The 14,758-nt window shown below is 69.5% G+C and carries 17 protein-coding genes; 7 read left to right on the top strand and 10 right to left on the bottom strand.

Annotation, left to right across the window (positions count from 1 at the left end; all coding sequences use genetic code 11):
- Positions 1-71 precede the first annotated feature (71 nt).
- The gene (locus FBY40_RS12490) at positions 72-464 is read right to left on the bottom strand and encodes a DUF4307 domain-containing protein (RefSeq protein WP_141939118.1); all 393 of its coding nucleotides are present in this window, start codon (positions 462-464) and stop codon (positions 72-74) included.
- Between the two features lie 66 nt (positions 465-530).
- Between FBY40_RS12490 and FBY40_RS12485 the strand changes: the two genes are divergently transcribed.
- Positions 531-770 carry a hypothetical protein gene (locus FBY40_RS12485; protein WP_124293606.1) on the top strand — a complete coding sequence of 80 codons (240 nt, stop codon included), beginning with the start codon at positions 531-533 and terminating at the stop codon, positions 768-770.
- 5 nt (positions 771-775) lie between these two features.
- On the opposite strand, the gene trhA is transcribed toward FBY40_RS12485, so the two are convergent.
- Complete coding sequence (gene trhA, locus FBY40_RS12480; protein WP_141940179.1) at positions 776-1,465, bottom strand: PAQR family membrane homeostasis protein TrhA; 690 nt, start codon at positions 1,463-1,465, stop codon at positions 776-778.
- Positions 1,466-1,601: 136 nt separating this feature from the next.
- On the opposite strand from trhA, the gene FBY40_RS12475 reads away from it, so the two are divergent.
- Both FBY40_RS12475 and FBY40_RS12470 read left to right on the top strand, forming a co-directional pair.
- Positions 1,602-2,381 carry an isoprenyl transferase gene (locus FBY40_RS12475; protein WP_141939116.1) on the top strand — a complete coding sequence of 260 codons (780 nt, stop codon included), beginning with the start codon at positions 1,602-1,604 and terminating at the stop codon, positions 2,379-2,381.
- A 213-nt stretch (positions 2,382-2,594) separates the two neighbouring features.
- Positions 2,595-3,950 (top strand): PhoH family protein, encoded by a 1,356-nt coding sequence (locus tag FBY40_RS12470; RefSeq protein ID WP_141939115.1) that lies wholly within the window; start codon positions 2,595-2,597, stop codon positions 3,948-3,950.
- A 180-nt stretch (positions 3,951-4,130) separates the two neighbouring features.
- On the opposite strand, the gene FBY40_RS12465 is transcribed toward FBY40_RS12470, so the two are convergent.
- The 7 genes from FBY40_RS12465 to xseA form a co-directional block, all read right to left on the bottom strand.
- Positions 4,131-4,787 carry a response regulator transcription factor gene (locus tag FBY40_RS12465; protein WP_124293603.1) on the bottom strand — a complete coding sequence of 219 codons (657 nt, stop codon included), beginning with the start codon at positions 4,785-4,787 and terminating at the stop codon, positions 4,131-4,133.
- Complete coding sequence (locus FBY40_RS12460) at positions 4,784-6,256, bottom strand: sensor histidine kinase (RefSeq protein ID WP_200829986.1); 1,473 nt, start codon at positions 6,254-6,256, stop codon at positions 4,784-4,786. The genes FBY40_RS12465 and FBY40_RS12460 overlap by 4 nt, the downstream gene beginning before the upstream one ends.
- 65 nt (positions 6,257-6,321) lie before the next feature.
- Positions 6,322-7,716 (bottom strand): class II fumarate hydratase, encoded by a 1,395-nt coding sequence (locus FBY40_RS12455; RefSeq protein ID WP_141939113.1) that lies wholly within the window; start codon positions 7,714-7,716, stop codon positions 6,322-6,324.
- A 74-nt stretch (positions 7,717-7,790) separates the two neighbouring features.
- Entirely contained in the window at positions 7,791-8,408 is a 618-nt protein-coding gene (locus FBY40_RS12450; RefSeq protein ID WP_124294504.1) for a carbonic anhydrase, read from the bottom strand.
- A 32-nt stretch (positions 8,409-8,440) separates the two neighbouring features.
- Positions 8,441-9,085 (bottom strand): DUF4245 family protein, encoded by a 645-nt coding sequence (locus tag FBY40_RS12445; protein ID WP_141939112.1) that lies wholly within the window; start codon positions 9,083-9,085, stop codon positions 8,441-8,443.
- The gene (locus FBY40_RS12440; RefSeq protein ID WP_442922866.1) at positions 9,085-9,330 is read right to left on the bottom strand and encodes an exodeoxyribonuclease VII small subunit; all 246 of its coding nucleotides are present in this window, start codon (positions 9,328-9,330) and stop codon (positions 9,085-9,087) included. Before FBY40_RS12440 ends, FBY40_RS12445 begins: the two co-directional genes overlap by 1 nt.
- The gene (gene xseA / locus FBY40_RS12435) at positions 9,327-10,649 is read right to left on the bottom strand and encodes an exodeoxyribonuclease VII large subunit (protein ID WP_141939109.1); all 1,323 of its coding nucleotides are present in this window, start codon (positions 10,647-10,649) and stop codon (positions 9,327-9,329) included. The genes FBY40_RS12440 and xseA overlap by 4 nt, the downstream gene beginning before the upstream one ends.
- A 58-nt stretch (positions 10,650-10,707) precedes the next feature.
- Between xseA and FBY40_RS12430 the strand changes: the two genes are divergently transcribed.
- Genes FBY40_RS12430 through FBY40_RS12415 form a run of 4 tightly spaced genes read left to right on the top strand, consistent with a single transcriptional unit; the run spans position 10,708 to position 13,652 of the window.
- The gene (locus FBY40_RS12430; RefSeq protein WP_200829985.1) at positions 10,708-11,769 is read left to right on the top strand and encodes a 4-hydroxy-3-methylbut-2-enyl diphosphate reductase; all 1,062 of its coding nucleotides are present in this window, start codon (positions 10,708-10,710) and stop codon (positions 11,767-11,769) included.
- On the top strand, positions 11,766-12,338 hold the full coding sequence (locus FBY40_RS12425) for a DUF6264 family protein (RefSeq protein WP_141939107.1): 573 nt from the start codon (positions 11,766-11,768) through the stop codon (positions 12,336-12,338). The genes FBY40_RS12430 and FBY40_RS12425 overlap by 4 nt, the downstream gene beginning before the upstream one ends.
- Positions 12,335-13,075: a formylglycine-generating enzyme family protein gene (locus FBY40_RS12420; protein ID WP_141939106.1), complete on the top strand. Its 741-nt coding sequence runs from the start codon at positions 12,335-12,337 to the stop codon at positions 13,073-13,075. The genes FBY40_RS12425 and FBY40_RS12420 overlap by 4 nt, the downstream gene beginning before the upstream one ends.
- Before the next feature lie 28 nt (positions 13,076-13,103).
- The gene (locus FBY40_RS12415; protein WP_141939104.1) at positions 13,104-13,652 is read left to right on the top strand and encodes an MOSC domain-containing protein; all 549 of its coding nucleotides are present in this window, start codon (positions 13,104-13,106) and stop codon (positions 13,650-13,652) included.
- A gap of 21 nt (positions 13,653-13,673) precedes the next feature.
- On the opposite strand, the gene fbaA is transcribed toward FBY40_RS12415, so the two are convergent.
- Positions 13,674-14,705: a class II fructose-bisphosphate aldolase gene (fbaA, locus tag FBY40_RS12410; protein WP_141939103.1), complete on the bottom strand. Its 1,032-nt coding sequence runs from the start codon at positions 14,703-14,705 to the stop codon at positions 13,674-13,676.
- Positions 14,706-14,758 lie beyond the last annotated feature (53 nt).

Here is a 14,758-nt window from a genome sequence, read left to right as displayed (position 1 = left end):
TTCGGTCGTCGGCTGGTATGCAAAGACGCCCCGGCGCGGGCCAGGGCGTCCATATGAGTTGTCCCGACAGATTACGTCACCCAGCAAGAGTTGACCAAACCGGTCGTCGCCTCGGCGACGGTGGGGACGCTCTCCTGGAACGCGCGTGGGGTGCCGTCGGTCTCGCTGAGGGTGATGACCTTCCAGCCGACGACGCCGTGATCGGCGTCCTGCGCCTCCAGTGCGCATGCGACGGTTCGTCCCGCCGGCGCCGTGACCTGGAAGTCGACGCGGACCGAGGTGTCGTCCACGAGCTGGAACCCGGTGGTGCGGACGTCGACGTCGTCCAGAGCGCCGGCCACCGTCATCCATCCGGCTCCGACGACCACCGCAGCAGCCGCGGCGACGCCCGCGGCGATCAGCCACCGCGGCGCGCGGGAGCGGGTGCGGCCGTAGCGTTCGTCGAGCATCTGGTGAGTCGTCATGGCCTTCTTCGGGGCGTCTAGGCTGGTGATTCCAGGCTAAGCGTTCCCACGCCCGGAGAGGACACCATGCAGCACGCTCTCGTGACGCTCGTCGCGGCCGCCACCCCCTCGCCGGTTCCGACGGTGGACCCCGACCTCGTCACTCCCGGACCCGTGGGTTTCGCCGTGATCGCGTTCATCGCCCTCGCGGTGGTGTTCCTGGTGTGGGACATGATGCGTCGCATCCGCCGCGCGCGGATCCGCGGCGAGATCAACGAGCAGCTCGATGCCGAGGAGCAGATGCGCGACGGCGACGGCGGGTCCTGATCGCCTCAGGCGTGATACGCGGGCGCCAGGGCGATGAGCAGGCACGCCGTCCAGTGGCAGAGGAACGCCAGCACCGTGCAGACGTGAAAGATCTCGTGGAATCCGAAGTGCCCGGGCCAGGGGTTGGGACGCTTGAGCGCGTAGACGACCGCCCCCGCGGTGTACAGCAGGCCGCCCGCCACGACGAGCACCATCATCGCCGCGTTGGCGGCGAGGAGATCGAAGAAGTACATCACCGCCGCCCACCCGAGCACCAGGTACAGAGCGACGTACAGCCAGCGCGGGGCGTGGATCCAGAACACGCGGAACAGGATCCCCAGAATCGCCCCGCCCCAGACCAGGGACAGCAGCAGGACGGCCTTATCGGTCGGGAGGGCGAGGACGGCGATCGGCGTGTAGGTACCCGCGATGAGCAGGAGGATGTTCGCGTGATCGATGCGCTTGAGGAGCACCTTCGTGCGCGGTGACCAATCGAATCGGTGGTAGAGCGCGGAGTTGCCGAACAGCAGCAGCGAGGTGGCCATGAAGACGGCGGATGACCACTTGGCCGCCGTGCCGTCGGCGAGGACGATGAGGAGGATGCCGGCGGCGATCGCCACCGGAAAGGTCCCCGCGTGGATCCAGCCGCGCCAGGTCGGCCGCACATCGGTGTTCGCGTCGACCGCAGCGGCGTCGAGAAGGGGCAGCTGCGGCATGTCCGGTCCGTCGGGGGAGAGGTCGGTGTCCGGGCTGGGGGTCATCCTCCCAAGGGTACGGCGCTGCGCATGCCGTCGGCTGCACGTGTCCTGGCGGCGCGCACAGACGGCGCGATGTCGGGAGTAGCGTAGATGTGTGAGTGCGACGGACGAGGGGCGGGGGCCGCTCTACCGGCTGTACATCTCCCGGCTGCGTCGCAGCCTCACGCCCGATGTCGTCCCCCATCACATCGCGATGATGATCGACGGCAACCGTCGGTGGGCGAGGCAGCTCGGGTACGATTCCGCCGCGCACGGTCACCGCGCGGGAGCGGCGAAGATGCGGGAGTTCCTGCGCTGGTGCGATGACATCGGCGTCAAGGTGGTGTCGCTCTACCTGCTCTCCACCGACAACCTCCGACATCGCGACTCGCGCGAACTGACCGATCTGCTGGAGATCATCGCCGAGCTCGCCCACGAGCTCTCGCACGAGCGCGACTGGCGGGTGCAGCACGTGGGGCGTGCCGATCTCCTCCCGCCCGAGCTCGCCGATGTCCTGGGCCTGGCCGAGGAGCGCACGCGTGGTCACGGGGGTCTGCACGTGAACCTCGCCGTGGGTTACGGCGGGCGGAGCGAGATCGTCGACGCCGTGCGCTCCATCATCGCCACGCACGACCGCGAGGGCGGATCCCTGGAGGAGCTGGCGGCGAGCCTCACCCCCGAGCAGATCGGCGAACACCTCTACACCGGCGGCCAGCCCGACCCCGACCTGGTGATCCGCACCTCGGGCGAGCAGCGGCTGAGCGACTTCCTGCTATGGCAGAGCGCGCACAGCGAGTTCTATTTCGTCGAGGCGCTCGGCCCCGACCTCCGAGAGGTCGATTTCCTGCGGGCCGTGCGCGATTTCGCCCGCCGGGATCGTCGCTTCGGGCGCTGAGCGGCGCCGCCTCCCCGGCATCGCCCGCGCGTTCGCAGAACTTCATCTGCTCGTAACCCGGCGACAGCGTGTCTGCGACCCGCGGACCCCCGAACGGTCGTAGCGTCATCTCACCGGGCAAGGTGCCCGGTCGGGTCGGCCTTTCGGATCGCGACTCGTGACCCACGGTCGACTCGAGACTGCCGGGTGACACGCCCGGGGCAGGAGTGGGTTGTGACCACACGAGCACCGCACGACCAGCGCCGCGAGCAGTACATCGACGAGGACACCCCGTCGCAGGATCTGCGCACGTACGTCCTGGACACGTCGGTTCTGCTGAGTGATCCGCGTGCGTTCTTCCGGTTCGCCGAGCACAGCATCGTCATCCCGGTGGTGGTGATCACCGAGCTGGAGAAGAAGCGCCACGATCCGGAGATCGGCTACTTCGCCCGGCAGGCGCTGCGTCATCTCGACGAGCTGCGCATCGAGCACGGTCGTCTCGACTTCCCGGTTCCGGTGGGAGCGGGCGGAACGCTGCGGGTGGAGCTGAACAACACCGATCCGACGGTCCTGCCCTCCGGTATGCGCCTGGGCGACAACGACACGCGGATCCTCGCCGTCGCCATGCATCTGGCGCAGGATGGTCAGGATGTCACCGTCGTCTCCAAAGACCTTCCCATGCGGGTGAAGGCCGCCTCCCTCGGCATCGTGGCGGAGGAGTACCTCGCCGAACAGGCCGTGGATTCGGGCTGGACGGGCATCGCCGACATCGACCTGTCCGGCGACGAAGTGAGCGACCTGTACGAAAGCGAGGTCGCCACCGCCGACGCTGTCCGCGGTCTCCCGGTCAACACCGGTCTCATCATCCACTCCGAGCGCGGTTCCGCCCTCGGGCGGGTGACCGGCGACGGTGCCTTCCGGCTGGTGCGCGGTGACCGTGACGCCTTCGGCCTGCACGGGCGATCGGCCGAGCAGCGGATCGCGATCGATCTGCTGCTGGACCCCGAGGTGGGCATCGTGTCGTTGGGAGGTCGAGCGGGAACGGGGAAGTCCGCGCTCGCCCTCTGCGCGGGCCTCGAGGCGGTGCTGGAGCGCCAGCAGCAGAAGCGGATCATCGTGTTCCGTCCGCTGTTCGCCGTGGGCGGCCAGGAGCTGGGGTACCTCCCCGGCGACCAGGCGGAGAAGATGAACCCCTGGGGTCAGGCGGTGTTCGACACCCTCGGTTCGGTGGTGTCGTCCAACGTCATCGAAGAGGTGATCGAGCGCGGCATCCTGGAGGTGCTTCCGCTGACCCACATCCGGGGGCGCTCACTGCACGACGCCTTCGTGATCGTCGATGAGGCCCAGTCGCTGGAGCGGAATGTGCTGCTGACGGTGCTCAGCCGCATCGGACAGCACTCACGCGTGGTCCTCACCCACGATGTCGGGCAGCGCGACAACCTCCGCGTCGGCCGGCATGACGGCATCGCCTCGGTGATCGAGACGCTGAAGGGTCACGACCTCTTCGGTCACGTCACCCTCACCCGTTCCGAGCGCTCCGCCATCGCCGCGCTGGTGACGGACCTCCTGGAGGCGGGCGAGCTGGCGTGAGCGGTCACCCCGGTCCAACGTGAGAAGAGTCTCATCTGCCGGAGTGCCGGTGGACGGGGCCGTTCTGCCACCATGGGGATACGGCCGCGAATCCCCCAGAATCGCACGCGGCCGGTGACCGGGCCCCCAACCCGGATCTAGCCCCCGGTGTTCCCCCAACGCCGGGGGCTCTCACATGTCTCACTCCCAACGGTAGCCGGCGCCCCGCACCGTCACGATGTGATGAGCACCGAGCTTCGCACGCAGATAGCGGACGTAGACGTCGACGACGTTCGATCCCGGGTCGAAGTCCAGCGACCACACGCGGCTGAGCAGCTGCTCGCGACTGAGGACCCGGCCGGGGCTGCGCAGGAACTGCTCGGCCAGCGCGAACTCGCGCGCGGAGAGTTCGACCTCGTCGCCGGCCACCGTGGCACGGCGGCCCAGCAGATCGAGCATCACATCACCGTGACGCAGCGTCATCCCTGCCGGCACGGGGTTCTCGCGCAGGCGTGAGCGTACCCGCGCCAGAAGCTCCTCGAACGTGAAGGGCTTGCGGACGTAGTCGTTGGCTCCGGCGTCGAGTCCCTCGACGGTGTCCCGGGTGCTCGTGCGGGCCGTCAGCATGATCACGGGGACGGCCGATCCTCGCGCGCGCAGCTCGCGCAGCACCTCGAAGCCGTCCATCGTCGGCAGGCCGACATCCAGCAGCACGAGATCCACGCCGTCGCGGAGTGCGACGGTGAGCGCCTCGCCGCCGTCGGCGACGAGCAGCGTCGTGAAGCCGGCATTCTCCAGGCCCCGGCTGACGAAGGCGGCGATGCGCGGCTCGTCTTCGGCGATGAGGATCGTCGTCATGTGGTGGACTCCCGCTGCAGCACGTCGCCCGCGCGCACCGGAGCGGGAAGCTCCGCCGTCGCCGGGGGAACGTGGATGGTGAAGGTGGCACCGCCACCGGGGGTATCGGTGACCGCGCAGTAGCCGTCGTGTCCCTTGGCGATCGCGTCGACGATGGCAAGTCCCAGACCCGACCCCCCTGCCAGTCTGGCACCGTCGGCGCGATCGAAGCGGCGGAAGATCCGGTGCCGGAAGGCGGGAGGGATGCCGCTGCCGTGATCTCGCACGTACAGCCGCGCGCCGGCGGCATCCCACGTGCTCCCCAGCTCGATCGCCGAACCGGCGGGGGTGTACTTCGCGGCGTTGTCGGCGAGTTGGAGCCACGCCTGGAGCAGCCGGTCGGCGTCGCCCGGGATCGTGCCGTCGGCGATCTCATCGATCCGCCATCGGTGCCCCGGGATCACCGCCACGAGTTCGCCGATCCGGGCGGTGAGCAGGGCGAGGTCGACCTCGCCCATCGCGAAGGAGTCGCCCTCGACCGCTGCGAGGAGGTCGATGTCCTCGACCAGTCGGGTCATCCGGTCCAGCTCGGCGATGCTGATCTCCCGCGTCGAGGTGACGTCGGAGACATCCCTCGGATCCATCATCTCCAGGTGTCCTCGGACGATCGTGATGGGAGTCTTCAGCTCGTGGCGCACGTCGTCCAGCAGCTGGCGCTGCACGTCGACCGACCCCTCGAGGCGGTCGAGCATGGAGTTGACGGTGCGGTTGAGGTCGGAGATGTCGTCGGTGCCCTCGGCCGGCAGACGGGGGGAGAGGTCGGTGAGCGTGATGGCGTCGGCGGTCTCGCGGAGGCGGCGAATAGGCGAGAGCAGCCGGCCGGTGACGAACCACCCGACCACGCCGATCGCCGCGAGCACGGCGACCGCGGTCACGCCGTATGTGACGAGCGCGGACGCGACCGGACGAAGCGCCGCGCCCAGCTCGACGGCCCGCACCACGACACCTCGCGAAGGGTCGGCCGGCAGCGACACCGGCACGGCGATGTAGCGGAGGGTCCCCTCGGGTGTGACCGCGGTTGCCGGGGTGACGGGGACGCCCTGCTCCACCCCGCTGAGGATGCGCGCGATGAGGGCGTCGTCTCCCGAGATGTCGATGCCCGAGGCGACACCCGGACCGATCAGCGTCGTGCCGTCGAGGATCGCGAGAGCTGCCTCATTCCGGGAGGGCACGGTGCGACCCATCGCCGCGCGGAGGAACTCCTCGACCGTGGCGAAGTCGTCGATCTGGGCGACGTCGTCCTCGGATTCGGCGACGGAGAGGAGGCTGTCGGCCTGCCCGTCCAGGCGGTCATCGATCTCGCTCAGCACCATCTCCCGCTGCACGAGGAACGTCACGCTCCCCACCAGCGTCAGCCCGACGCACGCGACGGCGAGGACGGCAGCGAGGATGCGCGTTCTCGCCGACAGCGGGCGCGGGATACGGACCACGCTGTTGATTATCGCCCCCCGCGGACCGCGGGGGCGGATCGGCGGTCAGGCGCGGCGAGACAGGTTCACCCCGGCCGGGTCATCGACAGCAGATCCAGCCGCTCGTCCAGCTGCGCCTCGGTGAGCTCGCCGCGCTCGACGTAGCCGAGGTCGATGACCGCGTCGCGCACGGTGATCCCCTGCGCGACGGCGTGTTTGGCGATCTTGGCCGCCGCTTCGTATCCGATCAGCTTGTTCAGGGGCGTGACGATCGACGGCGACATGCCCGCGTAGGCCGCGGCGCGCTCGACGTTGGCCTCCAGGCCCCGGACGGTCTTGTCGGCGAGCAGACGCACGGCGTTGGCGAGGAGGCGGATGGACTCCAGCACCGCAGTCCCCATGACGGGGATCGCCACGTTCAGCTCGAAGGTTCCGGAGGCCCCCGCCCAGGCGACGGTGGCATCGTTGCCGATGACCCGTGCGCACACCATGAGGTTCGCTTCGGGGACGACCGGGTTGACCTTGCCCGGCATGATCGACGATCCCGGCTGCAGGTCGGGGATGTGCAGCTCGGCGAGGCCGGTGTTCGGTCCCGAGCCCATCCAGCGGATGTCGTTGTTGATCTTCGTCAGCGACACCGCGACGGTGCGGAGGGCACCGGATGCCTCGACGAGGCCGTCGCGCGCACCCTGCGCCTCGAAGTGGTCCTTCGCCTCGGTGATCGGCAGGTCGGTCTCGGCGACGATGAGTTCGAGGACGCGCTGGGGGAAGCCGACGGGGGTGTTGATCCCGGTGCCGGTGGCCGTGCCGCCCAGGGGGACTTCGGCGACGCGGGGGAGGACGGACTGCACGCGCTCGATTCCCAGGCGCATCTGGCGGGCGTAGCCGCCGAACTCCTGCCCGAGGGTGACGGGTGTGGCATCCATCAGGTGGGTGCGACCGGACTTCACCACCTCGGCCCAGGCCTGCGCCTTCTCCTCGAGCGCGACGGCGAGGTGGTCCAGCGCCGGGATCAGGTCGTCGATGAGTTCCTGGGTCACGGCGATGTGGACCGAGGTGGGGAAAACGTCGTTGGACGACTGCGAGGCGTTGACATGGTCGTTGGGGTGAACCGTGCGGCCGAGGTCGCGCGTGGCGAGGGTGGCCAGGACCTCGTTCATGTTCATGTTCGACGAGGTGCCGCTGCCGGTCTGGTAGACGTCGATCGGGAACTGGTCGGCGTGCTCTCCCGCGATGACGCGGTCGGCCGCGCGCGCGATGGCGTCGGCGATCTCGCCGTCGAGCGTGCCGAGCTCCTTGTTCGCCAGCGCCGCGGCCTTCTTGATGCGCGCCAGTGCGACGACCTGCGACGGATCCAGCGGATCGCCCGAGATCGGGAAGTTCTCCACGGCGCGCTGCGTCTGGGCGGCGTAGAGCGCGTCCTTGGGCACCCGCACCTCGCCCATGGTGTCGTGTTCGATGCGGTATTCGATGTCGGTCACGTCGTTGTCCTCCGAGGTGTGACGGATGCCGCAGGGCGCGGCGAAGGGGTCGGTGTGGAGCTCGGGCGTCCGGGTCAGGCGGCCGAGGTGGTGAGGTCGTCCGAGACGGCGCCCACGATGACTTCGGGGACGGCCACGCCTTCGGCCAGGCGGTAGTTGGCCCCGATGACCGCGAGGCGGCCCTCTGCGACGGCGTCGCTGATGAGCTCCGATGTCTGCAGGATGTCTCCGACGGTGTCGCGCAGGTGCTCGCGGCCCACCGCCTCACCGTCGATGTCGCTCGAGGAGGGGTCGGCCCTCACGACGCGCTGCACGGCCGGCACGATCGGGGCGATCAATCGCCAGATGTGCGGCGGCAGAGCGGGCGCATCCGGGCGGACGGAGTCGATGGCGGCGCGGACCGCGCCGCACTCGTCATGGGCGAGGACGATGATCAGTGGCACGCCGAGTACGGCGACGGCGTACTCGAGGCTGCCGATCACGGAGTCCGAGACCACCTGCCCGGCGTTGCGGACGACGAACAGATCGCCCAGGCCTTTGTCGAAGATGATCTCGGCGGCCAGGCGCGAGTCCGCGCATCCGAAGAGCGCGGCGCGCGGGCGCTGGCCGGCGGCGACCTCGTGGCGGCGCTCGGCGTCCTGTCGGGGATGACGCGGCTCGCCTCCGACGAAGCGTGCGTTGCCGCGCTTCATCTCGTTCCAGGCCTGCTGGGGACTGGTCTGGCTCACGGGCCCTCCTCCTCGGTGGGCAGCGGCAGATCGGCGGCGACGGCGGTCGCAGCCTCTTCCAGCGCCGCCTGATCGGTGGTGCCGTAGATGAGGATGATGTCCTCACCCGACGTGGTGCCCAGGGCGGCGGCGACATTGCCGGCCGCGGAGGGGTTGCGGATCTCGTAGCGGTCCCACTCGACCCCGCCGATCGTGACGGTGTCGGTGACCTCGGCGCCTCGGAGCGTGCGCGAAGGCCACCCCTCATCGGCCCCGAAGCCCTGAGCCACCCGTACGAAGCCCCGGTCCTCGGCGGGGACGTAGACGATCGTCCAGGCGCGGACGGAGTCTCCTTCCACCGTTGCAGCGTTGACCTGCCATTCGGCGGGAACGTCGGGGACGACCAGCGCCCGGTTCTCGTTGGCGGAGATGCGTGCGGCGACCGCGGCGACATCGATCGGCTCGCGCTCGGGGGGAGTGCCGCGGGGTACGGCGAGGATGATCACCAGGACCACGGCGAGAGTCGCGATGAGTGCGGCGATCAGGTTGCGGGTGTTCTGGCTGGCGCGGTAAGCGCGCGAGGAAGCGGCCTTGCGGTCCGCGGCCTCGTCCGGGGTCTCAGGACGCCCCAGCTCGGCGACGATCTTGGGGTCGCGGGGCATCAGCCCCCCTGCCCGGCGGTGACGGCCGAACGCGCGGCGTCGAGGCGCCGCTTGGCTCCCAGCAGCCACTCCTCGCAGCGCGCGGCGAGCGCCTCACCCCGTTCCCACAGAGCGAGGGAGTGTTCGAGGGTCGGCGTGCCCTGCTCGAGCTCGGCGACGACGCGGACGAGCTCATCGCGAGCCTGTTCGAACGTCATCGCCTGGATGTCGGCCACGTCCTCGCTCGCTCCGGTCATACCCGTCATTCTAGTTCCGCTCGGCCGCGCCCATCCCGCGCTCCCTCACCGGCGAATGTGACAGCGGAGACGCCCTCCGACCGTGCGGCGATGATCCCCCGCTCGACCGTGATGACGAGTCTGGTGCCGGCCGGCGCGGCGGTCGCGTCGCGGACGACGTGACCGTCCTCGCCCTGCGCGATCGCGTACCCGCGGGCCAGCGTGGAGGCAGGAGACAGCGCGCGCAGCGAGGCGCGCAGTTCCGCGGTCGCGCGCTCGGCGGCGTGCACAGCCCGATCGACGACGTCACGACCGCGCGCGGTGGCCAGCCAGACCTGCTGTGCTCTGGCATCCACAAGCTGATCGGGCGCCCTCAGCACCGGGCGTGAGCGCAGCTGCTCCAGCTGGGCGATGTCGTGCGACACGCGCTGGGTCAGGCGCGAGGTCATCCGCGATCTCAGCTGGCCGATGAGCGCCCGCTGCTCCGCGACATCCGGCACCACACGCTTGGCGGCATCGGTGGGGGTGGAGGCGCGCACGTCGGCGACGTCGTCGAGGAGCGGGTGATCGTTCTCGTGGCCGATGGCGCTGACCACCGGGGTCCGCGCCTCGGCGACGGCCCGGAGCAGGCGCTCGTCGCTGAAGCCCAGCAACGTCTGGGGATCGCCCCCACCGCGGGCGATGATGATGACGTCGACCTCGGGGTCGGCGTCCAGCGCCTTCAGGGCTCCGATCGTCTCGGGCACGCAGCGATCGCCCTGCACGGCGGCATAGGCCGTGCGGAAGACCACCTGCGGCCAGCGCAGCTCCGCATTGCGGTGGACGTCCTTCTCAGCGTCGGATCGCTCACCGGTGATCAGGCCGATGGTGCGCGGCAGGAACGGCAGCGACTTCTTCCGCGAGGGATCGAACAGTCCTTCAGCGCGCAGTTTCTGGCGCAGCCTCTCGAGTCTCTCCAGCTGATCGCCCAGGCCCACGTGTCGCATGGCCGAGACCGCGAAGGTGAAATCGCCCGTGCGGACGAAGTAGTCCGCCTTGACGCAGGCGACGACGTGATCGCCGACCTTGAGATCGCGGGGAAGGCGCTGCAGCGTCGAGGACCAGACGCGGAAGGACACCGTCGAGTCGGTCGCAAGGTCTTTCATTCGACCGAAGACGTTGCCCCCGCGCACGTTCCACGAGGTGACCTCGCCCTCGACCCACACCGATCCCCAGCGCTCGATGAACCCCCGGATCGTCTCGTTCAGCCGGGACACCGAGGTCGGAGTCTCCGACCGGGAATCGCGGGGGTGGACCGAGTCGGGGGGCGGCGCCTCGCCGGGGACCGCGGCGGGCTGGAAAGTCGTCATGGGGACTCCATCGGTCGATCGGGGTCGTCAGGGCCGGTTGCCCCGTAGAATCGAGGGGATGAGCACTCCGACCGTGAGCCTTCCCGTTCCCCGCATACCGGGGCGCCGCGGGCGGCTCCAGGATATCCCGGTGTCCGGACCCAAGAAGGTGCTCCTCGCCGCTCCGCGCGGCTACTGCGCCGGCGTCGACCGGGCGGTGATCGCGGTCGAGAAGGCGCTCGAGCGTTATGGGGCGCCGGTGTACGTGCGCAAGCAGATCGTGCACAACATCCACGTCGTGACCGAACTGGAGCAGAAGGGCGCGATCTTCGTCGAGGAGGTCGACGAGGTCCCCGAGGGTGCCCACGTGGTCTTCAGCGCCCATGGCGTGTCGCCGGCCGTGGTGTCCGCCGCCGCCGACCGTGGGTTGCAGGCCATCGACGCGACGTGCCCGCTGGTGACGAAGGTGCACCGCGAGGCCGTGCGGTTCGCCCGCGACGACTTCGAGATCCTCCTCGTCGGCCACGAGGGTCACGAAGAGGTCGAGGGCACGGCCGGAGAGGCCCCCGACCACGTGACCGTGGTGAATTCCCCCGATGAAGCGGATCTGGTCGAAGTGAGGGACCCTTCGAAGGTCGTGTGGCTTTCGCAGACGACGCTCTCGGTCGACGAGACGATGGAGACCGTCCGGCGCCTCCGCACGCGCTTCCCGCAGCTGCAGGACCCGCCGTCGGACGACATCTGCTACGCCACGCAGAACCGCCAGGTCGCCATCAAGAAGGTCGCCAAGGACGCCGACCTGGTGATCGTGGTCGGCTCGGCGAATTCGTCCAACAGCGTCCGCCTCGTCGAGGTCGCCCTCGAATACGGCGCGAAGGCGGCCTACCGGGTCGACTACGTCGACGAGGTGAAGCAGGAGTGGCTGGACGGCGTGCAGACCGTGGGTGTGACCAGCGGGGCCTCCGTCCCCGAGGTCCTCGTCCAGGAGGTGCTCGCCGAGCTCTCGGGGGCCGGGTACCGCGACGTCGAAGAGGTGCGTACTGCCGAGGAGGACCTGATGTTCTCCCTCCCCAAGGAGCTGCGAATCGACCCTGCGGGTCGTCGCGACGAGCGCGCCCTGGGTGGCCGGGGTCGCGCGTGACCGACGGGTCCGATCCTCGGCCGCGGCCGCAGTACGGCGAGTACGCCACTCCCGAAGAGCAGCGGGCGAGGATCCAGCAGCCTGACGTCACCGTCGCGTTGGAGGCGGGAGCGGCACCGGCGGCCGCGGCATCACGTGAGCCGACGCCGACACCGACGTCGACGCCGGCCAAGGAGGCCGGGCCCGACCTCATCGCCTCGCGACGCCGCTTCTTCGACCGCGTCCTCACCATCGCCCTTTTGATCTACGCCGTCTTCTCCGTCGCGACGGCCATCCCCGGTCTGGTGGACTACAACGGCTACGTCCAGACGCTCTTCGAGTTCCTGGGCGTGACCGAGGCCCCTGATCCGACGTTCGACGGCCGCGCGTGGGGTGTCGCGGCATCCCTGGTGCTCGGCGTGGGTCTTCTGCTGACCGCCGCGGTGTCGTGGATCATGCTCCAGCGGGGGAAGATCACGTTCTGGGTGCCGATCGTGGGAGGCGTGGTGTTCAACCTCATCTCGGGTGCCCTCCTGATGGTGCCGCTCCTGAACGATCCTGCGCTCATGGGGGCGCTGCTGTCCCGGTGAGCGAGTTCGCCCTCGCCGCCATCCCCGCGGGGACGGTGGTTCTGCACGATGCGCGCCGGAAGGCACGCCGGAGCGTCGAGCTGTCGGCGTTCGAGATCGGCGTCTACCCCGTCACCGAGGAGCAGGTGGCCCAGATGCTCGAAGGCGGGCGTCATTCCCGTCGGCCCGCGACCGAGGTCAGCTGGCTCCGCGCCATCCGCTTCTGCAACGCGGCATCGGAGTGGGAGGGTCTGGATCCGGCCTACACCTACGACGGTGAAGAGGTCACGTGGCACGTCGACGCCGATGGGTACCGACTGCCTACGGAGGCGGAGTGGGAGTTCGCCTGCCGAGCAGGCTCGAGCGGCCCCCACTACGGACCGCTCGCCGATGTCGCCTGGACGAGCGCCGACGGCGTCGAGAGTCCTCAGGCGGTCGGCGGAAAGCATCCGAATCTCTTCGGGCTGTTCGACACGCTCGGCAATGTCTGGGAGTGGTGCTGGGACTATCTGGACCCGGCCCGCTACGCCGACTATCGCGTCTTCCGAGGTGGGGGATACGCGGACGACGCGTGGAGTGTGCGAGCCTCCACCCGCCGTGGGGGACCACCGAGGTCGTCGCACGACGATGTCGGGTTCCGCATCGCCCGCGGGGGGTTCGACGCCGATGGTGAGGCCCAGGGATGGTCGGCCGACGCCGATCTCCGGCGGGCGGACGTCGATGGTCCCGTGCCCTTCGGCTGGACGCCGCTGCGCTGAACCCGGCTCGGCGCTCTAGGCTGATCGGATGCCTCGCCTCCTCGCCGTCTGCGCGGTCCACCAGCTTCGTCCCGACGCCGGAAGCAACGGCGTGACCGCCATCGACAAACGCCCGGTCGAGGGCGCGGCGGCCGTCGGCCGCTACGGCGTGCGCGGCGATGTCCAGGCCAATCGCAGGCACCACGGCGGACTGGACAAGGCGCTCTACGCGTACGCGCAGGAGGACGCCGACTTCTGGGCGCGCCAGCTCGGACGCGATCTTCCGCCGGGATGGTTCGGCGAGAACCTCCGGGTGGACGGAATCGACGTCAACGCCGCTCGCGTGGGTGAGGTCTGGCGCCTCGGGGATCGGCTGGAGCTCGAGGTGACGATGCCCCGCACGCCGTGCGCCACCTTCGCTCGCTGGGTCGGGGGCAGCCAGGCGCGAGGCTGGGTCAAGCGCTTCTCCGACGAGGGCCGGCTGGGTGCTTACCTGCGCGTTCGCAAGACCGGCTCGGTCAGCGCGGGAGACCTCGTCGAGGTGGTGGAACGCCCCGAGGGGGCGCCCACCGTGCTCGAGATCTACCGCGCCGTCTGAGAAGTCGGGCGAGAGGCGCCCTCAGACGCCGAGCGACTTCCCGGCCGAGCCCAGCTGGTGCGTCGCCTCGACGACACGCGCGGCCATCGCCGACTCGGCGATCTTGCCCCAGGCGCGCGGGTCGTACTGCTTCTTGTTGCCGACTTCGCCGTCGACCTTGAGGACGCCGTCGTAGTTGGAGAGCATGTAGCCCGCGACCGAACGGGTGAACGCGTACTGCGTGTCGGTGTCGATGTTCATCTTCACCACGCCGTTGGCCACAGCCAGGGCGATCTCCTCGTCGCTGGACCCGCTGCCGCCGTGGAAGACCAGGTCGAGAGGCTTCGGGCCGGTGCCGAAGCGCGAGGCGATGCCCTCCTGGATCTCACCGAGAAGCTCGGGGCGCAGCTTGACATTGCCCGGCTTGTACACACCGTGGACGTTGCCGAAGGTGAGCGCGGAGATGTACCGGCCGTTCTCACCGAGCCCCAGTGCCTCGACGGCCCTGGTCACATCGCCGACGGTCGTGTACAGCGCGTCGTTGGATCCCTCGTGCGCGACACCGTCCTCCTCGCCGCCGACCACGCCGACTTCGATCTCGAGGATCGCGTTGATGTTCTTCAGTCGCGGCAGAAGGTCCTTCGCGATGTCGATGTTCTCATCCAGGGGCACGGCCGAGCCGTCCCACATGTGCGACTGGAAGATGGGGTTCCGTCCCGCCCTGACCTCTTCCTCCGATGCCTCGATGAGCGGCAGCACGAAGTTCGGCAGCGCCTCCTTGGGGCAGTGGTCGGTGTGCAGGGCGACGGTGATGGGGTAGTTCTTGGCGACCTCGGTGGCGAACTTGGCGAAGGCGAGGGCGCCGGCCGCGCGAGCCTTGACGGTGTGACCGGCGAAGTAGTCCGCACCGCCGGTGGTGACCTGGATGATCCCGTCGGAACCGGCCTCGGTCAGTCCCTGGAGCACGGCGTTGATCGTCTGCGAGCTCGACACGTTGATCGCCGGGTACGCGAACCCGCCGGCCTTCGCGCGGTCGAGCATGTCGGCGTACTGATCCGGGGTGGCAACGGGCATGAGGACTCCTTGTCGTCGAGCGGCCTGTCGTCGAGTGGCCTGTGAGGGAACGG

The organism is Microbacterium sp. SLBN-154, from assembly GCF_006715565.1.
Taxonomy (GTDB): Bacteria; Actinomycetota; Actinomycetes; order Actinomycetales; family Microbacteriaceae; genus Microbacterium.
Note: the sequence above shows the minus strand (reverse complement) of the source record. Positions and strands in the feature narration are given on the sequence as shown.

Bases quoted from the DNA above. Each gene is read 5' to 3' on its own strand.
- FBY40_RS12490 (WP_141939118.1), bottom strand. From the start codon at position 464: ATGACGACTCACCAGATGCTCGACGAACGCTACGGCCGCACCCGCTCC.
- FBY40_RS12485 (WP_124293606.1), top strand. From the start codon at position 531: ATGCAGCACGCTCTCGTGACGCTCGTCGCGGCCGCCACCCCCTCGCCG.
- trhA (WP_141940179.1), bottom strand. From the start codon at position 1,465: ATGCCGCAGCTGCCCCTTCTCGACGCCGCTGCGGTCGACGCGAACACC.
- FBY40_RS12465 (WP_124293603.1), bottom strand. From the start codon at position 4,787: ATGACGACGATCCTCATCGCCGAAGACGAGCCGCGCATCGCCGCCTTC.
- FBY40_RS12450 (WP_124294504.1), bottom strand. From the start codon at position 8,408: ATGAAGCGCGGCAACGCACGCTTCGTCGGAGGCGAGCCGCGTCATCCC.
- FBY40_RS12445 (WP_141939112.1), bottom strand. From the start codon at position 9,085: ATGCCCCGCGACCCCAAGATCGTCGCCGAGCTGGGGCGTCCTGAGACC.
- FBY40_RS12440 (WP_442922866.1), bottom strand. From the start codon at position 9,330: ATGACGGGTATGACCGGAGCGAGCGAGGACGTGGCCGACATCCAGGCG.
- xseA (WP_141939109.1), bottom strand. From the start codon at position 10,649: ATGACGACTTTCCAGCCCGCCGCGGTCCCCGGCGAGGCGCCGCCCCCC.
- FBY40_RS12430 (WP_200829985.1), top strand. From the start codon at position 10,708: ATGAGCACTCCGACCGTGAGCCTTCCCGTTCCCCGCATACCGGGGCGC.
- FBY40_RS12415 (WP_141939104.1), top strand. From the start codon at position 13,104: ATGCCTCGCCTCCTCGCCGTCTGCGCGGTCCACCAGCTTCGTCCCGAC.
- fbaA (WP_141939103.1), bottom strand. From the start codon at position 14,705: ATGCCCGTTGCCACCCCGGATCAGTACGCCGACATGCTCGACCGCGCG.